General features: G+C 65.9%; 11 protein-coding genes. 1 reads left to right on the forward strand and 10 read right to left on the reverse strand.

Annotated features, from left to right (window positions below; all coding sequences use genetic code 11):
- Positions 1–150 precede the first annotated feature (150 nt).
- The 10 genes from ABVF28_RS08720 to ABVF28_RS08765 form a co-directional block, all read right to left on the reverse strand.
- Positions 151–2256 carry an acyltransferase family protein gene (locus tag ABVF28_RS08720; RefSeq protein WP_371030204.1) on the reverse strand — a complete coding sequence of 702 codons (2106 nt, stop codon included), beginning with the start codon at positions 2254–2256 and terminating at the stop codon, positions 151–153.
- Positions 2257–2502: 246 nt separating this feature from the next.
- Positions 2503–3696, reverse strand: a complete 1194-nt coding sequence (tuf, locus tag ABVF28_RS08725) for an elongation factor Tu (protein WP_371030205.1) — start codon at positions 3694–3696, stop codon at positions 2503–2505.
- A 120-nt stretch (positions 3697–3816) separates the two neighbouring features.
- Positions 3817–5931 (reverse strand): elongation factor G, encoded by a 2115-nt coding sequence (fusA, locus tag ABVF28_RS08730; RefSeq protein WP_104312718.1) that lies wholly within the window; start codon positions 5929–5931, stop codon positions 3817–3819.
- Positions 5932–5985: 54 nt separating this feature from the next.
- Entirely contained in the window at positions 5986–6456 is a 471-nt protein-coding gene (gene rpsG, locus ABVF28_RS08735) for a 30S ribosomal protein S7 (protein WP_104254040.1), read from the reverse strand.
- Positions 6456–6830 carry a 30S ribosomal protein S12 gene (rpsL, locus tag ABVF28_RS08740; protein ID WP_068479306.1) on the reverse strand — a complete coding sequence of 125 codons (375 nt, stop codon included), beginning with the start codon at positions 6828–6830 and terminating at the stop codon, positions 6456–6458. Before rpsL ends, rpsG begins: the two co-directional genes overlap by 1 nt.
- A 262-nt stretch (positions 6831–7092) precedes the next feature.
- Entirely contained in the window at positions 7093–7611 is a 519-nt protein-coding gene (locus ABVF28_RS08745; protein ID WP_371030206.1) for a hypothetical protein, read from the reverse strand.
- 19 nt (positions 7612–7630) lie between these two features.
- Positions 7631–8119 (reverse strand): hypothetical protein, encoded by a 489-nt coding sequence (locus ABVF28_RS08750; RefSeq protein ID WP_104312720.1) that lies wholly within the window; start codon positions 8117–8119, stop codon positions 7631–7633.
- Positions 8116–9885: a hypothetical protein gene (locus ABVF28_RS08755; protein WP_371030207.1), complete on the reverse strand. Its 1770-nt coding sequence runs from the start codon at positions 9883–9885 to the stop codon at positions 8116–8118. The genes ABVF28_RS08750 and ABVF28_RS08755 overlap by 4 nt, the downstream gene beginning before the upstream one ends.
- A gap of 126 nt (positions 9886–10011) precedes the next feature.
- Complete coding sequence (locus ABVF28_RS08760) at positions 10012–13890, reverse strand: DNA-directed RNA polymerase subunit beta' (protein ID WP_371030208.1); 3879 nt, start codon at positions 13888–13890, stop codon at positions 10012–10014.
- A gap of 48 nt (positions 13891–13938) precedes the next feature.
- Complete coding sequence (locus ABVF28_RS08765; protein ID WP_104254045.1) at positions 13939–17427, reverse strand: DNA-directed RNA polymerase subunit beta; 3489 nt, start codon at positions 17425–17427, stop codon at positions 13939–13941.
- A 428-nt stretch (positions 17428–17855) separates the two neighbouring features.
- On the opposite strand from ABVF28_RS08765, the gene ABVF28_RS08770 reads away from it, so the two are divergent.
- Positions 17856–18143 (forward strand): DUF1540 domain-containing protein, encoded by a 288-nt coding sequence (locus tag ABVF28_RS08770; RefSeq protein WP_104254046.1) that lies wholly within the window; start codon positions 17856–17858, stop codon positions 18141–18143.
- The last annotated feature ends 163 nt before the right edge of the window (positions 18144–18306 follow it).

Genomic DNA, 18306 nt, shown 5'->3' on the forward strand with positions numbered 1-18306 from the left:
CGTCTTGCGACGCGGGGCGCTTATGCACTCTCCGGGCAGTGATTCGAACACACGACTAGCGCCGGGCCCCGAAATACTGAACTCACCGAGTTTAGACCGGACGGACCTGTTCTTGCAACCCGGGCGTGTCGCGCCGTCGAGATCGGTGGCTCAGAAGCCGTGCGGGGCCAGAACTCGGTCCGCGATGACCTTCGACAGGTAGAGCGAGTACTGCCTGCCGATGTGCGTCGGATCGCTGTGAACCGGAGTCCCGGCGACCACGCTCGGGCACGACGCCAGGTCGAGGTCGCAGAACCAGGCTGTCGTGGGCACCACATCCGCACCGGACTCCCCCATCTCGGTCGCGAGCTCGTCGACGCGCTGCTGGCGCTCGTCGCCGAACGGCGTCTCGCAGGCCCTGGCTGCCTCCGAGACCGTCGACGCCTCCATGCACTCGTCGAGGTCCTGCGTCGGCGGTACCGAATCGAGCCAGACGACCTCGATGCCGAGATCGGTGAGGGCTCTCACGTAGTCGCTGCTGCCCCGTCCGAGGTCCGCTCCGACGTCGTCGCCGAGGTGCTCGTATCCGTCACCGACCCACCAGGCACCGTACGTGACCACGACCACATCCGGGAGACGCTCAGTCGCCTGTTCGACCACCCAGGAGTTGTGTCCCTCACACGTCTCCCGGTAGTGGTCGATGCTGTCCAGTCCAGCTCCGGAGGTGAACGGGCACATCGACAGCCCCATGAGCTGCAGCTTCGTGTCCTCGCCGAGGGCGTCTCGGAATCCGGGCGCCCAGGTCACGGCCTGGGAGTCCCCGACGATCCACACCTCGCGTTCCGCATCCGGACTTCCGTAGGCGCAGCGATCAACCGCTTCGTCCGACGCGACCGACACGCAGTCGTCCAGCTCCCACTCTTCGCTGCGCGCTTCCGCTCCGCTGAGAAGCCTCCCGTCCGGGACGGTGGGATCTGCGATCGCATCCGCGATGACCGCCGAGAGCTCGTCGAGGTTGTCGACGGCAGGCGCGAGTTCGATCGCCTCGATGGCGTCCTCGTGGACCTGCGGAGCGACCTGGACGCCGATGAAGGCGAGGAGTGCGACCAGGGGAACGGTGACGGAGGTGATGAGCCTCGGGTTCGGCTTCCACTTCGGGGCAGTCGCATCGATCTGGGCGAGCGGGTTCCTGATCCTCCCCAGGAGCTTGAGCCCGCGGGAGGTCGCCCACGCGATGGCGATCGAGACGGCGAGGAGGAGCAGCCCATCGAAGAACGAGACCGGCTCAGCTCGGTCTGGGAAGACCTCGACGAACAGCTTGAGGATCGGCCAGCTCCAGAGGTACAGCCCGTACGAGAAGCCGCCGAGCCAGACCAGGGGCCTCCAGGTCAGCAGTCGGTTGCCTCCAGCAGGGTCTCCCGACGCCCCGGCGATGAGGACGAGCAACGCCCCGCCGACCGGGTAGAGCGCGATGAGTCCCGGATACGGCCAGGAGCTCGGCAGGAGACCTGCGGTCAGCACGAGCGCGAGACCCAGGCTGCCGACGATCGCCCGGAGCGCCTTCGGCGGGTGGATCCGCGTGATGACGAGCGCGGCGACGGCCCCGATCCCGAACTCCCACAGGCGGGCCCATGTGCTGTAGTACGTGGGGACCGGGTCGACCGCCACCTCGTTGAGGGCGTAAGCGAAGGAAGCTGCGGTGAGCAGCGCGAACCCCACGATGGCCACGCGCCGCACGGGCCACTTCGCCAGCTTCGCGACGGCGCCGAGCAGCAGGACGAACCCGAGCAGGATCAGCGTGGACTGGCCCTGCACCGACATGGCCCAGAAGTGCTGGACAGCTGACTTGTCGTGGCCCGCAGCGATGTAGTCGGTCGCGTCCCCGGCGAGTCGCCAGTTCTCCCAGTAGGTGGCGGCGGCGAACAGGTCGGTGACATTGCGCTGGAAGGACAGCGCCGGGGCCGTCAGCAGGAGAACGACTGCGACGACGAGGAGGACGAGACCGGCCATGGGGAACAGGCGTGTGGCCGTGCGCTTGACGTACTGCCAGGCTCGAATGCTCCCCCGACGCTCGAGTTCACCGACGAGGGTCGTGGCCAGCAGGAATCCGCCGAGGACGAAGAAGAGGTCGACGCCGCCGGAGACGGTGCCGAACCAGATGTGGAACGACGCGACGAGGAGGGACGCGATCGCCCGCAGCCCTTGGATGTCGGTGCGGTAGCGGTTCGGCGCAGACCGAGCGGTCGCGCTCGTGGGGCGTTCTGCGCGTACGGACATTCGTCGAGCTCCTGGGGCTGCGCTGAGGCGGTGGGCGTTCCTCCGCTCGTGCGTCGAGGAGCTCATCGGAGGGGATCGAGAGGCTGCGGAGCTTCGCTCGTCACACGGTTTCTGATTCTAACCCGGTTCCCGAATCGGTGAGCTGCGGTGACGACCCGCGAGCAGTCACGAGCCGTTCGGACGCGGAGAGCGCAAAAATGGGGCCGGACCCGAAGGTCCGACCCCACTCTGCAGTGAGCTGGAAGCTTACTTGTTGATGTTCGTCACCGTGCCGGCGCCGACGGTGCGGCCACCCTCACGGATCGCGAAGCCGAGGCCCTCTTCCATGGCGATCGGCTGGATGAGCTCGACGGTCATGTCCGTGGTGTCACCAGGCATGATCATTTCCTTGCCCTCGGGCAGGGTGATGACGCCGGTCACGTCCGTGGTACGGAAGTAGAACTGCGGGCGGTAGTTCGTGAAGAACGGGTTGTGACGGCCACCCTCGTCCTTCGAGAGGATGTATGCGGTTCCCTCGAAGTTCGTGTGCGGCGTGACGGAACCGGGAGCGACGATGACCTGACCGCGCTCGACGTCCTCACGCTTGGTGCCACGGAGGAGCAGACCACAGTTCTCACCGGCCCAGGCCTCGTCGAGCTGCTTGTGGAACATCTCGATACCCGTGACCGTCGTCTTGACGGTCGGGCGGAGGCCGACGATCTCGACGTCGGAGTTGATCGAGAGCGTGCCACGCTCGGCGCGACCCGTGACGACGGTTCCACGACCGGTGATCGTGAAGACGTCCTCGACGGGCATGAGGAACGGCTTGTCCTTGTCGCGGACGGGCTCCGGCACGTTGTCGTCGACAGCCTGCATGAGCTCGACGATCTTCTCGGCCCACTTCTCGTCGCCCTCGAGCGCCTTGAGGCCCGAGACCTGAACGACAGGTGCGTCGTCGCCGGGGTAGTCCTGGCTGGAGAGGAGCTCGCGAACCTCGAGCTCGACGAGCTCCAGGATCTCCTCGTCGTCAACCATGTCGGCCTTGTTCAGCGCGACGACCAGGTACGGCACGCCGACCTGCTTCGCGAGCAGCACGTGCTCACGCGTCTGAGCCATGGGGCCGTCGGTTGCGGCGACCACGAGGATTGCGCCATCCATCTGCGCAGCGCCCGTGATCATGTTCTTGATGTAGTCGGCGTGACCCGGAGCATCGACGTGAGCGTAGTGACGCTTGGGCGTCTCGTACTCGACGTGGGAGATGTTGATCGTGATACCGCGCTGACGCTCTTCCGGAGCGGAGTCGATCGACGCGAAGTCACGCTGCACGTTGGTCGCCGAAGGGTACTTGTCAGCAAGCACCTTCGAGATCGCTGCGGTGAGCGTGGTCTTGCCGTGGTCGACGTGACCGATCGTTCCGATGTTTACGTGCGGCTTGGTCCGCTCGAACTTGGCCTTAGCCACTGTGGTCCTCCTAGGACGTCGTTGGTGCCAGTCCGCGAATGACGCAGAATGACTTCCGGGTTTTCAGTGATGAATGTTACCCGCTCGGGCGACGCGTTGCGTCACCCGAGCAGGTTCGGGCTACTCGCCCCGGTTCTTCTGGATGATCTCCTCGGCAACAGCCTTGGGGACCTCGGCGTACGTTTCGAACGTCATCGAGTACACGGCGCGACCAGAGGTCTTGCTGCGCAGGTCTCCGATGTATCCGAACATCTCCGACAGCGGCACGAGTGCACGCACCACCTTCACACCACTGGCATCTTCCATCGACTGGATCTGGCCGCGGCGCGAGTTGAGGTCGCCGATCACGTCGCCCATGTACTCCTCAGGAGTACGGACCTCGACCGCCATGAGCGGCTCGAGGATGACGGGACCGGCCTTGGGAGCTGCTTCCTTGAACGCGATCGAGCCCGCGATCTTGAACGCCATCTCCGAGGAGTCGACGTCGTGCGCAGCACCATCGAGGAGCGACGCCTTGACGCCGACCATCGGGTAGCCGGCGAGGACGCCGACCTGCATCGCATCCTGGATGCCAGCATCCACGGATGGGATGTACTCACGAGGAACGCGACCACCGGTGACGGCGTTCACGAACTCGTAGGTCTTGTCCGCGTCCATCTCAAGCGGCTCGAGCTTGATCTGGATCTTCGCGAACTGGCCGGAGCCACCCGTCTGCTTCTTGTGGGTGTAGTCGAACTTCTCGACGACCTTCGTGAGCGTCTCGCGGTAGGCGACCTGGGGCTTGCCCACGTTCGCCTCGACCTTGAACTCGCGCTTCATGCGGTCGACGAGGATGTCGAGGTGGAGCTCGCCCATGCCCTTGATGACCGTCTGACCGGTCTCCTGGTCGAGCATGACGCGGAACGTCGGGTCTTCCTCGGCGAGCTTCTGGATGGCCGTTCCGAGCTTCTCCTGGTCGGCCTTGGTCTTCGGCTCGATGGCGACCTCGATGACGGGCTCCGGGAAGGTCATCGACTCGAGGACGATCTGCTTGTCAGGGTCGCTCAGGGTGTCACCGGTCATGGTGTCCTTGAGGCCGATGACGGCGTAGATGTGTCCCGCGGTCATCGACTCGACCGGGTTCTCCTTGTTGGCGTGCATCTGGAAGATCTTCCCGATACGCTCCTTCTTGCCCTTCGAGGAGTTGACGACCTGCGCGCCGGACGGGACGTGTCCCGAGTAGACGCGCGTGTAGATCAGTCGACCGAAGAACGGGTGCACGGCGATCTTGAAGGCGAGAGCAGCGAACGGCTCGTCGGCGCTCGGACGACGTGTGAGCTCCTCCGACTCGTCGCGCGGGTTCATGCCGATGACGGCAGGAACGTCGAGCGGCGACGGAAGGTAGTCCACGACTGCATCGAGCATCGGCTGGACGCCGCGGTTCTTGAACGCGGAGCCGCAGAGCACGGGGTACATCTCGCTCGTGACGGTGAGCTTGCGGATGGCCGCCTTGATCTCGGGGATCGAGATGTCCTCGCCCGCGAAGAAGCGCTCCATGAGCTCGTCGTCGGTCTCGGCGACAGCCTCGAGGAGCTTCGTGCGGTACTCGTCCGCGCGCTCCTTGAGGTCTTCCGGGATCTCCAGGGTCTCGTAGGCGGCACCGAGGGTGGTGTCACCCTTGGAGTCGCTCGGCCAGACCTTGGCGTTCATCTCGACGAGGTCGACGATGCCGATGAAGTCGTTCTCAGCGCCGATGGGGAGCTGGATCACGAGCGGCTTCGCGCCGAGGCGGTTGACGATCGTGTCGACGGTGAAGTAGAAGTCAGCGCCGAGCTTGTCCATCTTGTTGACGAAGCAGATGCGCGGAACGTCGTACTTGTCGGCCTGGCGCCAGACGGTCTCCGACTGGGGCTCGACGCCCTCCTTGCCGTCGAACACGGCGACTGCACCGTCGAGGACGCGGAGCGAGCGCTCCACCTCGACGGTGAAGTCGACGTGACCGGGCGTGTCGATGATGTTGATCTGGTTCTTCTTCCAGAACGACGTCACAGCAGCCGAGGTGATCGTGATGCCACGCTCCTGCTCCTGCTCCATCCAGTCCGTCGTCGAGGCGCCATCGTGCGTCTCGCCGAGCTTGTGGTTGACACCGGTGTAGAACAGGATGCGCTCGGTGGTTGTCGTCTTGCCGGCATCGATGTGCGCCATGATGCCGATGTTGCGGACCTTGTTCAGGTCAGTAAGCACGTCCTGTGCCACGGGTGTCCTCCGAAAGGATTGAAGCGAGAGTGGTGAGGGCTACCAGCTGCTGGATTACCAGCGGTAGTGCGCGAAGGCCTTGTTGGACTCGGCCATCTTGTGCGTGTCTTCACGGCGCTTCACCGCGGCACCGAGGCCGTTGGATGCGTCGAGGATCTCGTTCGTGAGGCGCTCGGTCATCGACTTCTCGCGACGGTTCTTCGCGTAGCTCGTGAGCCAGCGCAGTGCGAGCGTGTTGGCACGGTGAGGCTTGACCTCGACCGGGACCTGGTACGTCGAGCCGCCGACGCGACGCGAGCGGACCTCGAGCGTGGGGCGCACGTTGTCGAGCGCCTTCTTCAGGGTCGCGACCGCGTCCTGGTCCGACTTGGCGGCAACGCCCTCGAGCGCGTCGTACACGATGCGCTCTGCGAGGCCCTTCTTGCCGTCAAGCAGGATCTTGTTGACGAGCTGGCTGACGATGGGGGCGCCGTACACGGGGTCGGCGACCACAGGGCGCTTGGGGGCTGGACCCTTACGTGGCATTACTTCTTCTCCATCTTCGCGCCGTAACGGCTGCGAGCCTGCTTGCGGTTCTTCACTGCCTGGGTGTCGAGTGCACCGCGGACGATCTTGTACCGCACACCCGGGAGGTCCTTCACACGACCGCCACGGACGAGCACCATCGAGTGCTCCTGGAGGTTGTGGCCCTCACCTGGGATGTAGGCGGTCACCTCGGTGCCGTTCGACAGCTTGACACGAGCGACCTTACGGAGCGCCGAGTTCGGCTTCTTGGGTGTCGTGGTGTAGACGCGGGTGCAAACCCCGCGCTGCTGAGGGTTGGCCTTCAGGGCTGGCGTCTTGGACGCCGACGCCTTGGGGCGGCGGCCCTTGCGGACCAACTGCTGAATTGTTGGCACGAATAATCTCCTTGGTTTTGTACTGCGTGATCGTGGTAAGCACGATTCCTGTGCCTACGAGGCACTGTTTGCCTCTTGATAACCGACCGGCGGTACAAAATCTCTGGTATCGCTGGTTGGTGAAGCGGTGGCAGTCGAGGCGACTGGCGTTGCTTACAGTTGCGCGCTTCGCTGCAGATTCTTCGCAGTTTCAGCGTTCGCACGGTTTTGGGCGCGACAGGGCGCGCGCACCGAAAAATCCTACCCCGTCAGTTTTGCAGGGTCAAGCGGGACCCCGACCGGGCCGCGTCGGCCGTGACGTCGAGAGCACCGCCGCGAGGATGACGAGCGCCGCCAGGGGAACGATCGAGAGCCCGAAGGGGCCCACGGAAAGCCCGATGGCGACCTGGCTCGGGAGCGGTGAGATGGCGTCCGGGTCTCCGGCCTCGGCTCGGGACCCCGTGGCTGCGATGCCGGCCACGATCGCGAAGGCGAGCCAGGCGAGGATGCTCCCGGGGGCGGCGAGCCAGAGCACGCCCGGCCTGCCTCGGTACCGTCTGCGGAGCGCGAGCGCCACGGAGGCGGCCACCACGACCGTTCCTGCCGCCACAGCGAGCGGGGCCACGAGCACGCTCACACCGGGCAGGTCGATGACGTCGCGGTCCAGGCCCAGGGCGACGAAGCCCCAGGTTGCTATGACCAGGGAGGCGAAGACGAGGCCGCTGACGGCTCCCCACATGACGGCCCTCCCCCAGGTCGAACCCGGGTCGGGAGGGAGCTCCGCGTCGTAGCGTTCGATCATGGGACCGCTGCCGTCCAGGTCAGGCTGCGAGCTCGACCTGGAGTCCGCGGACGATCACCGCGATGTCCTTGCCGATATGCGCCGATTGGGCGGCCGTGCTCGTGCCGACCGCGGTGACGATCTCCGTGAGCGGCCCGCGATGCAGGACGACCATCTTCGAGCGGACCTCGAGCCCGCCCAGCCTCGGGTCCCGCTGCGTCGACTCGACGTAGTGCATGAGCTGTGGTTCCGTGCCGGACTCGGCGAGGCGCTCCTTGCCGCCGCCCTGCGTGATGCGCTGACGCAGCACTGTCAGCGCATCCTCGTGCGAGACGGTGCCAGGCCACCGCTCGATCGTCACGAGCACATTCGGGTTGAAGCCGTTCGTCGCGACGAGGTGCCGCGCACCGAGCACCGAGCCAGCCCACTGCAGCGGCTCCCACCCGGCGGGCACGTCGATCGCCACCTCGGGGAAGGCCGGGAACTCGGCGCTCGGCAGCGTGAGTCTGCGCAGCTGGTCACCGCTCACTCGGCCACTCCGTTCGCATCCGCGGTCTCGGCGGAGCGCTCCGCCATGCGCTTCTCGTACCCGAGCTTCGCCCTGCGGTTGGCTCGCGACACCCGTCGCCCTCGAGCCGCGGCGATGCCGCCCACCCAGGTGAAGGCCTCCCTGGCCGCGATCGCAGCGACCAGCGCGGACAGCAGATGCTCGGAGGCCCTGAACTTCGCGAGGACCTCGTCGAGCTGGATGCTCGTGATGGGGAGCCCGTCAGCGAGGTGCTGCTGGAGAGCCGCTCCGAAGTAGTAGCCGGCCGCCACGAGCACCGCTGCCAGGAACCCGCCGAGGACGTAGGCCCACCAGCCGGCGCGGTTCACGATCAGTGCCCACAGCACGCCGAACGCGGCGAAGACCGTGACGGGAACCGTGAAGGCCGCGGTGATCGCGAACTCGGAGGCCTCGCCGATGGGGTCGAGCCCCGTGTTGAACGCCGTCCGCAGCAGGGCGAAGGCCAGCAGGTAGAGGGCTGCGAACACCACCGAGGCGACCAGGGCGACGAACACCGCGAACATCCGGTTCCCGCGCTTCTTCGGCTTCACCGGGGCCAGGTCGTCGCTGTCCGTCGGTGCGGAGAGTCGGAGTGGCGCGAACGTCGAGTCGTCGTCTGCCTGCGTGGCGGACGCGTCGGCGTCCGGCTTGGCGGAGTCGGTGTCCACGCGCTCGTCGCTCGCGTGCGTCGACTCGACCGTCCGTGCGGCTTCGGGACGGTCCGCGGCATCCGTCTCGAGGACGGCGTCGGCATCGGCATCGGCGTCAGCCGCGTCTTCGGTCGGCGCGTGGGTCACAGCTGCGGCATCTGCTTCGTCGAGGACGTCCACGCGCTCCGTGACGGTGACCGCTTCCACGGTCTCCCCGTCCTCGGCGAGCTGCTCGGTGACCGCCTCCGTGACGACCACGTCCGCACGCGTGACCTCCCCCGCGACAGGGGTGGCCACGTCGAGGGCCTGATGGTCGTCAGACGGTTCCGGATCGACCGCTGCCTGCGCCGATGGGCGGGCTGCGCTCGAGGCCGCGACACGGGCAGCTGTGCGGTCTATCTCGAGGGTGCGGCGCGGAGACTCACGCTCCTCGTCAGGCGCAGTGGCAGATCCGGCGGCGTCCACCGTGATGGCCGAGACCGAGGCGGCGCCAAGCGCGTCAGCCGCGAGGTCCTGGGCGGGAACCGGTTCGGTCACCGGGAAGTCCGCGGCGTCATCCTCTTCGGCGATCTCGCGTTCCATGACCGGCACGTCCTCCGACGCCGAGGCATCTTCTGGTCCAGCGTGGCCATCAGCACCGGCCTCCGGCGCGGACGGCACCGTGTCAGACGTCGAAGCAGACTCGCCGTGGACCTCCGTTGTCTGCTCGGTGTCGGCTGCCGCACCTGCAGGTGCGCCTGGACGCGGTCCATCGGCGAGCACGGCCGCGAGCTCATCCCGATCGAGGCCCACCGTCGCGTTCGGGTCGGTGCCGTCGGTCGCGAGGGGATCCGCGAACGCGACCCTGACGTCTTCCTGAGGCGCGAGCGCGGGATCGGTCGGCGCTTCCGCCCGACCGTCGAACGCGAGGTCATCCCCCGCGAGCACCTCACCGGACGGCACCTCGCCGTCCTCGCCGATGCCGCGGCTGCGAGCGAGCGCGGCCTCCAGCCGATCCTGGGAGTCGGGAAGCTCTCGGGGTTCGCCGGCTCCGCCGCCTGCTTCCGGCTCGTGGCCGTCATCCGAGGGCTGGCGAGGCGCGCGCGTGTCGTCACTCATGGAGCCAACGTTAGGGCCGCGGGCTCGCTTCTTCCCGGTGACAAGCCGCAGACGCGCGAACGCCCCCACCCGTGACGGGTGGGGGCGTTCGCACTGGTGCGTCGGCGAGCCGACGCGACTTCAGGGCTAGCTGAAGTTGGAACCGCCGAAGTCATCGCTCGAGAAGGCCTCGAAGTCGACGAACGTGAGGTCGTTCTCGTCGAAGCTGCCCTCGTCTGCGCCGAACGGGTAGCGCTCGGCGCGAGCCTCGTCGGTCGGCTCGACCGACATCTCGCGGTACTTGGTGAGACCAGTACCAGCCGGGATGAGGCGACCGATGATGACGTTCTCCTTGAGGCCGACCAGCGGGTCGGTCGTCGCTTCCATGGCGGCCTGCGTGAGCACGCGGGTCGTCTCCTGGAACGAAGCGGCCGAGAGCCACGATTCGGTCGCAAGCGACGCCTTCGTGATTCCCATGACTTCCTGACGGCCGGTCGCGGGCTTGCGGCCCGACATGACGGCTGCGCGGTTGATGGACGCGAAGCGCTGTCCATCAGCCAGCTCACCCGGCAGCATGTCGGTCTCGCCGTGGTCGATGACCGTGATCTTGCGGAGCATCTGGCGGACGATGACCTCGATGTGCTTGTCGTGAATCGGCACACCCTGCGAACGGTAGACGCCCTGCACACCGCTGACGAGGTACTTCTGCACCTCGCGAGCACCCTTGACCCGCAGCACGTCCTTCGGGTCGATGGGACCCTCGTGCAGCTGCTGGCCGTGCTCGACGTGCTGGCCGTCCTCGACGAGGAGCTCAGCGCGCTTCAGCACCGGGTAGATGTGCGGCTCGTCGCCGTTGTCCGGGATGAGGACGATCTTGCGCGACTTGTCGGTGTCCTGGATCTCGATGCGACCAGCGGCCTCGGCGAGCGGCGATGCGCCCTTCGGGGTGCGGGCTTCGAAGAGCTCCTGGACACGCGGCAGACCCTGCGTGATGTCACCAGCGCTCGACACACCACCGGAGTGGAACGTACGCATCGTGAGCTGGGTACCAGGCTCGCCGATGGACTGTGCCGCGATGATGCCGACGGCCTCACCGATGTCGACGAGGTTGCCGGTGGCAAGCGAGCGGCCGTAGCACGCTGCGCAGACGCCGACGCTGGACTCGCACGTGAGGACAGAACGGATCTTGACCTCGGTGATGCCTGCGTCCATGAGCTGGTCGATGACGACGTCGCCCATGTCGGTGCCGGCAGCGGCGACGACGTTGCCGTCGGCGTCCACTGCGTCGACCGAGATGCTGCGGGCGTAGACCGCGTTCTCCACGTTGTCGTCGACGACGATCTCGCCGCCGTCCGTGATGTGGGCGATCTGGATGTCGAGGCCACGAGCGGTGCCGCAGTCGTCCTCACGGATGATGACGTCCTGCGAGACGTCGACGAGTCGACGCGTCAGGTAGCCGGAGTCGGCCGTACGGAGAGCCGTGTCGGCCAGACCCTTGCGGGCACCGTGGGTCGAGATGAAGTACTCGGCAACCGTCAGGCCCTCGCGGTACGAGTGCACGATCGGGCGAGGAATGGTCTCACCCTTCGGGTTGGCGACCAGGCCGCGCATACCGGCGATCTGGCGAACCTGCAGCCAGTTGCCGTTTGCGCCTGCCGTGACCATGCGGTGGATGGAGTTGGTCGACGGGAAGGCCGACTGCATCTCGTCGGCGACGAGTGCGGTTGCAGCTTCCCACTTCTTGATGACCTCTTCGCGGTACTCCTGCTCGGAGATCGCGCCCATGACCTGCCACTCGTTGCGCAGCTCGGCCACTTCGGCCTCGGTGCGCTCGACGATCTCGCGCTTCGAGTCGGGCGTCACGAGGTCGCTGAGCGCGATCGAGATGCCCGAGCGGGTAGCCCAGTAGAAGCCGGAGTCCTTGATGCGGTCGAGCGTCTCGGCGACCTCGTCCTTCGAGTACCGCTCCGCGAGGTAGTTGACGACACCGGACAGACGTCCCTTGGTCATCGTGTCCTCGACGTAGGGGTAGTCGGACGGGAGCAGCTCGTTGAAGCGAGCGCGGCCGAGCGTCGTCTCGACGAGCACGGTCTCTCCCTGGACGTAGCCCTCAGGAGCCTTGCCCTCTTCGAACGTGATGCCCGTGAGGCGCAGCCTGATCGGAGCGTTGAGGTCGAGCGAGCCCTGGTCGAACGCCATGATCGCCTCGGCCGTGGACGAGAAGACTCGTCCGGCGCCCTCGACGTCGTCCTGCAGCGTCGTCAGGTGGTACAGACCCGCGACCATGTCCTGCGAAGGCAGGGTCACGGGGCGTCCATCCGACGGCTTGAGGATGTTGTTCGACGCAAGCATGAGCACGCGAGCCTCGGCCTGGGCCTCGACCGAGAGCGGCAGGTGGACGGCCATCTGGTCGCCGTCGAAGTCGGCGTTGAACGCCGCGCAGACGAGCGGGTGCAGCTGGATCGCCTTGCCCTCGACGAGGAGCGGCTCGAACGCCTGGATGCCCAGACGGTGCAGCGTGGGTGCACGGTTGAGCAGCACCGGACGCTCGCGGATGACCTCTTCGAGCACGTCCCACACCTCGGGCTTCGCGCGCTCGACGGCACGCTTGGCTGCCTTGATGTTCGACGCGTGCTGCAGGTCGATCAGTCGCTTGATGACGTATGGCTTGAACAGCTCGAGCGCCATCTGCTTCGGGAGGCCGCACTGGTGCATGCGCAGCTGCGGTCCCACGATGATGACGGAACGGCCCGAGTAGTCGACGCGCTTTCCGAGGAGGTTCTGACGGAAGCGGCCCTGCTTGCCCTTCAGCATGTCGCTGAGGGACTTGAGAGCGCGGTTGCCGGTACCCGTGACCGGGCGGCCGCGGCGACCGTTGTCGAACAGCGCGTCGACCGACTCCTGGAGCATGCGCTTCTCGTTGTTCACGATGATCTCGGGAGCACCGAGATCGAGCAGGCGACGGAGGCGGTTGTTGCGGTTGATCACACGACGGTAGAGGTCGTTGAGGTCGCTGGTCGCGAAGCGGCCACCGTCGAGCTGCACCATCGGGCGGAGCTCCGGCGGGATGACCGGGACGACATCGAGGACCATCGCGGCGGGGCTGTTGCCCGTTGCGAGGAACGACGAGACGACCTTGAGGCGCTTGATGGCGCGGATCTTCTTCTGACCCTTGCCCTCCGCGATCTGGGTGCGCAGCAGCTCGCCTTCGGCCTTGAGGTCGAAGTTCTGCAGGCGCTTCTGGATCGACTCGGCACCCATGTGGGCTTCGAAGTAGTCGCCGTAGCGGTCGACGAGCTCGTGGAAGTCGGTGTCCTCCGGCTTGAGCTCACCGACCTTCAGGTTCTTGAACGACTCGAAGACGCGCTCGACGCGGGTGATGTCCTCGTCGAACCCCTTGCGGAGCTGACCCATCTCCTTCTCGCCGGCGTCCTTCGTCTTGCGGAGCTGGTCTGCCTTGGCGCCCTCGGTCTCGAGAGCACCGAGCTCCTCTTCGAGGCGGAGCATGCGAGCCGCGATGGCCGCATCCTTCTGGTCGTTCAGGCTCTTGAGCTCGAGACGCATCTCGCTCTCGAGGCCGCTGAGGTCGTCGCGACGACCCTCCTCGTCCACCGAGATGACCATGTACGCGGCGAAGTAGATGACCTTCTCGAGGTCCTTCGGCGCCATGTCGAGGAGGTAGCCGAGACGGCTCGGAACGCCCTTGAAGTACCAGATGTGCGTGACGGGAGCCGCGAGCTCGATGTGGCCCATGCGCTCACGGCGCACTGCCGACTTCGTGACCTCGACGCCGCATCGCTCGCACACGATGCCCTTGAAGCGGACGCGCTTGTACTTGCCGCAGGCGCACTCCCAGTCTCGGGAAGGGCCGAAGATCTGTTCGCCGAACAGACCGTCCTTCTCGGGCTTGAGCGTGCGGTAGTTGATGGTCTCGGGCTTCTTGACCTCGCCGTACGACCACTTGCGAATGTCATCTGCCGTGGCTAGGCCGATGCGCAGTTCATCAAACTTGGTTGCATCCAACAATGCTGTTGTCTCCTTGTGAAGAATGAGTCTTCGTCGTGTCGGGGAGGCTTAGATCTCGTCGACGGACGAGGACTCGAAGCGGCTGGAGATGTTGATGCCGAGTTCTTCGGCGGCCCGGTAGGCCTCGTCGTCGTTATCGCGGAGGCTCAGCGCGGTGCCGTCAGCCGAGAGGACCTCGACGTTCAGGCAGAGCGACTGCATCTCCTTGAGGAGAACCTTGAAGGACTCGGGGATACCCGGCTCCTGGATGTTCTCGCCCTTGACGATGGCCTCGTAGGCCTTGACGCGTCCGACGATGTCGTCGGACTTGATGGTGAGGAGCTCCTGGAGCGTGTATGCGGCGCCGTACGCGTAGAGCGCCCACACCTCCATCTCACCGAAGCGCTGTCCACCGAACTGCGCCTTACCACCGAGTGGCTGCTGCGTGATCATCGAGTACGGACCCGTCGAACGCGCGTGAATCTTGTCGTCCACGAGGTGGTGCAGCTTCAGGATGTACATGTAGCCGACGGAGATCGGGTCCGGGAACGGCTCGCCGGAGCGGCCGTCGAACAGGACGGTCTTTCCGGTCGAGTTGATGAGGCGGTCGCCGTCGCGCGTCTTGAGCGTCGAGTCGAGGAGGCCCGTGAGCTCTTCCTCGGTCGCGCCGTCGAAGACGGGGGTCGCGAGCTTGACGCCCGGGGTTCCCTCGTAGGCCTCGGGGACGAGGTTCTTCGCCCACTCGGGCTCGCCCTCGATCTTCCAGCCGGTCTTCGCGACCCAGCCGAGGTGCGTCTCGAGCACCTGGCCGAAGTTCATGCGCTTCGGGATGCCCAGCGGGTTGAGCACGATGTCGAGCGGCGTTCCGTCGGCGAGGAACGGCATGTCCTCTTCCGGCAGGATCTTCGCGATGACGCCCTTGTTGCCGTGACGGCCGGCGAGCTTGTCACCCTCGGTGATCTTGCGCTCCTGCGCGATATACACGACAACGCGCTGGTTGACGCCGGAGCCGAGCTCGTCGTCGCCCTCTTCGGAGTCGAAGACCTTCACCTGGATGATCGTGCCGGCTTCACCGTGAGGGACCTTGAGCGAGGTGTCGCGCACCTCGCGGCTCTTCTCGTTGAAGATGGCACGCAGCAGGCGCTCTTCCGCGCTGAGCTCGGTCTCGCCCTTCGGCGTGACCTTGCCGACGAGGATGTCGCCCGGCTGGACCTCTGCACCGATGCGGATGATGCCGCGCTCGTCGAGGTCCTTGAGGAGCTCGGGCGAGACGTTGGGCAGGTCGCGGGTGATCTCTTCCTTGCCGAGCTTGGTGTCGCGAGCGTCGACCTCGTACTCCTCGATGTGGATCGAGGAGAGGGTGTCGTTCTTCACCAGGTTCTGGCTGAGGATCATGGCGTCCTCGAAGTTGTGGCCTTCCCACGGCATGAAGCCGACGAGGAGGTTCTTGCCGAGCGCGAGCTCGCCGTTCTCCGTCGCAGGACCATCCGCGATGACCATTCCCTCTTCGACGCGCTCGCCGGCCGAGACGACAACGCGGTGGTTGTAGCACGTGCCGTGGTTCGAGCGGTCGAACTTGCGGAGGAAGTAGGACTCGGTGCCACCCTCGTCGAGCTGCAGGACGACGTGGTCGGCCGAGACCGACTGCACGACGCCCGCGCGGTTCGCCGTGATGACGTCACCGGCGTCGATGGCTGCGAAGCCCTCCATACCGGTTCCGACGACTGGGCTCTCGCTGCGGACGAGCGGCACGGCCTGACGCTGCATGTTGGCGCCCATGAGCGCGCGGTTTGCATCGTCGTGCTCGAGGAACGGGATGAGGCTCGTCGCGACCGACACCATCTGGCGCGGGGAGACGTCCATGTAGTTGACCTCGCCGGCTGGGACGAGCTCGACCTCGCCGCCCTTACGGCGGACCAGGACCTCGTCCTCGACGAAGTGGCCGTCGGCGCCGATAGGCGCGTTGGCCTGTGCGACGACGAACTCGTCTTCCTCGGACGCGGTCAGGTAGTCGACCTGCTCCGTGACCTTGGTGTCGACGACGCGGCGGTACGGCGTCTCGATGAATCCGAAGGCGTTGATGCGGGCGAACGTCGCGAGCGAGCCGATCAGACCGATGTTCGGGCCTTCAGGCGTCTCGATCGGGCACATGCGGCCGTAGTGCGACGGGTGGACGTCACGGACCTCGACGCCTGCGCGCTCACGCGAGAGACCGCCGGGCCCGAGGGCCGAGAGGCGACGCTTGTGCGTGAGACCCGCGAGCGGGTTGTTCTGGTCCATGAACTGCGAGAGCTGCGACGTTCCGAAGAACTCCTTGATCGCGGCGACGACTGGTCGCACGTTGATCAGGGTCTGCGGGGTGATCGCCTCGATCTCCTGCGTCGTCATGCGCTCGCGCACGACACGCTCCATACGGCTGAGTCCGGTGCGGACCTGCGACTGGATGAGCTCGCCGACAGCACGGATGCGACGGTTGCCGAAGTGGTCGATGTCGTCGACGTCGAGGCGGATGTCGGCGGGCTCGCCGTTGCGCTTGCCGTCGAACTTCTCGTCGCCGGCGTGCAGCGCGACGAGGTACTTGATCGTCGAGACGATGTCCTCGACGGTCAGAACCGACTCGCTGATCGCGGACTCGATGCCGAGCTTGCGGTTGATCTTGTAGCGACCCACCTTGGCGAGGTCGTAGCGCTTCGAGTTGAAGTAGAAGTTGTCGAGGAGAGCGCGCGCTGCCTCCGTGGCGACCTGCTCGCCCGGACGGAGCTTGCGGTAGATGTCCTTGAGGGCATCTTCCTTCGTGCGGATGTCGTCCTTCTCGAGCGTGAGCTCGATGGACTCGTACCCGGCGAACTGCTCGCGGATCTCTTCGGTCGTCAGGCCGAGGGCCTTCATGAAGACCGTGACGGACTGCTTGCGCTTGCGGTCGATGCGAACGGCGACCTGGTCGCGCTTGTCGATCTCGAACTCGAGCCATGCGCCACGGCTCGGGATGATGCGCGCCGAGAAGACGTCCTTGTCGCTGGTCTTCTCGGGGGTGCGCTCGAAGTAGACGCCCGGGCTGCGGACGAGCTGCGAGACGACGACACGCTCGGTGCCGTTGATGATGAACGTGCCCTTGCTCGTCATGAGCGGGAAGTCGCCCATGAAGACGGTCTGCGTCTTGATCTCGAGCGTCTGGTGGTTCATGAACTCGGCCTCGACGTAGAGAGGCGCGGAGTACGTCTTGCCGCGCTCCTTGCACTCCTCGAGGGAGTACTTCTCGGGCTCGAGGTACGGGTTGGTGAAGCTCAGCTGCATCGTCTCGCCGAGGTCCTCGATCGGAGAGATCTCCTCGAAGATCTCGTCGAGGCCGGAGCGGAGAGCGACGTCGGTGCGGCCTTCAGCCTGCGCCTGAGCGAGGCGCTGCTTCCAGGCGTCGTTGCCGACGAGCCAGTCGAAGGATTCGGTTTGCAGAGCGAGGAGATCTGGCACATCGAGTGTGTCGCTGATCTTCGCGAATGAGAGTCGGCGTGCATTCCGACCGGTCGTAGGCGTCGGAGATGCGTTGCGCGCAGCAGCCAAGGAAGTTCCCTCCACGATCCCGCGGATTCCGCGAGATGCCAGTAGTGTCGTCGGTGAGGTTCCGCCACGTTTCACGATGTACAAGGCATGCCCATCATCAACGGACGCGGTCGATTACGACCCGCGAAGATGTTGGTGAGAGAAGCACTGCCAGGCCGACCGCAATATGAAGGCATGGTGAGACGAAGCGCAAACATCGAGTGTATGCGCCGATTGGTGGTATGTCTACCCCGACCTTGCCTCAATCTGAAATCTCAGGTATAACGCGCCTCGTCCGGACCTCGCCGGGTGCGCGTGGAGGCAGGCAAGGCTCCGCTCAGCAAGGCGAACCTCCCCTTATCGGAAAGACACGATCGAGTCCAGTGTCGGCTTGAATACGGGGCCCGCGGGCTCCTACCGTTGAGGCAACCCAACAACGGAGGCACATCATGACACTGCTCGATCTCCCCAACGTCAGCACCTGTTCTGTCGCCGGATGCTCGTTCAACCACGACGGCTGCCACGCGCCCGCTGTGACGATCGACGGCGACGAGGGCTGCGCCACGTTCATCCCCCTCGACCGCAAGGGTGGCCTCGACAAGGTCATCGCAGGAGTGGGTGCCTGCCAGGCCGCAGACTGCCGCTTCAACAAGGACCTGACCTGCAGCGCCCCTGCCATCCGCGTCGGAGCCCAGGGCAACGATGCCGCGGACTGCCTCACCTATGAGGCAGCCTGACCGCCGCAGCAGCTCTTCTGCGAAGCGCCGACCCCCGACGGGGGTCGGCGCTTCTTTTTTCCCGTCGACCAGGACGAGGATCCGCGATTCCTCTCACAGTCGGCGACCGGCACGGGTGCGGCTCCCCGCGCGGTGTCTAGACTTGCCCGCGGCGACGCCCGCC

It is taken from the genome of Pseudoclavibacter sp. JSM 162008 (assembly GCF_041366455.1).
Taxonomy (GTDB): Bacteria; Actinomycetota; Actinomycetes; order Actinomycetales; family Microbacteriaceae; genus Pseudoclavibacter.

What these genes read in the sequence shown, in the direction of transcription:
- ABVF28_RS08720 (WP_371030204.1), bottom strand. Translation starts at nt 2,256, where the DNA reads ATGTCCGTACGCGCAGAACGCCCCACGAGCGCGACCGCTCGGTCTGCG.
- rpsG (WP_104254040.1), bottom strand. Translation starts at nt 6,456, where the DNA reads ATGCCACGTAAGGGTCCAGCCCCCAAGCGCCCTGTGGTCGCCGACCCC.
- ABVF28_RS08745 (WP_371030206.1), bottom strand. Translation starts at nt 7,611, where the DNA reads ATGATCGAACGCTACGACGCGGAGCTCCCTCCCGACCCGGGTTCGACC.
- ABVF28_RS08755 (WP_371030207.1), bottom strand. Translation starts at nt 9,885, where the DNA reads ATGAGTGACGACACGCGCGCGCCTCGCCAGCCCTCGGATGACGGCCAC.
- ABVF28_RS08770 (WP_104254046.1), top strand. Translation starts at nt 17,856, where the DNA reads ATGACACTGCTCGATCTCCCCAACGTCAGCACCTGTTCTGTCGCCGGA.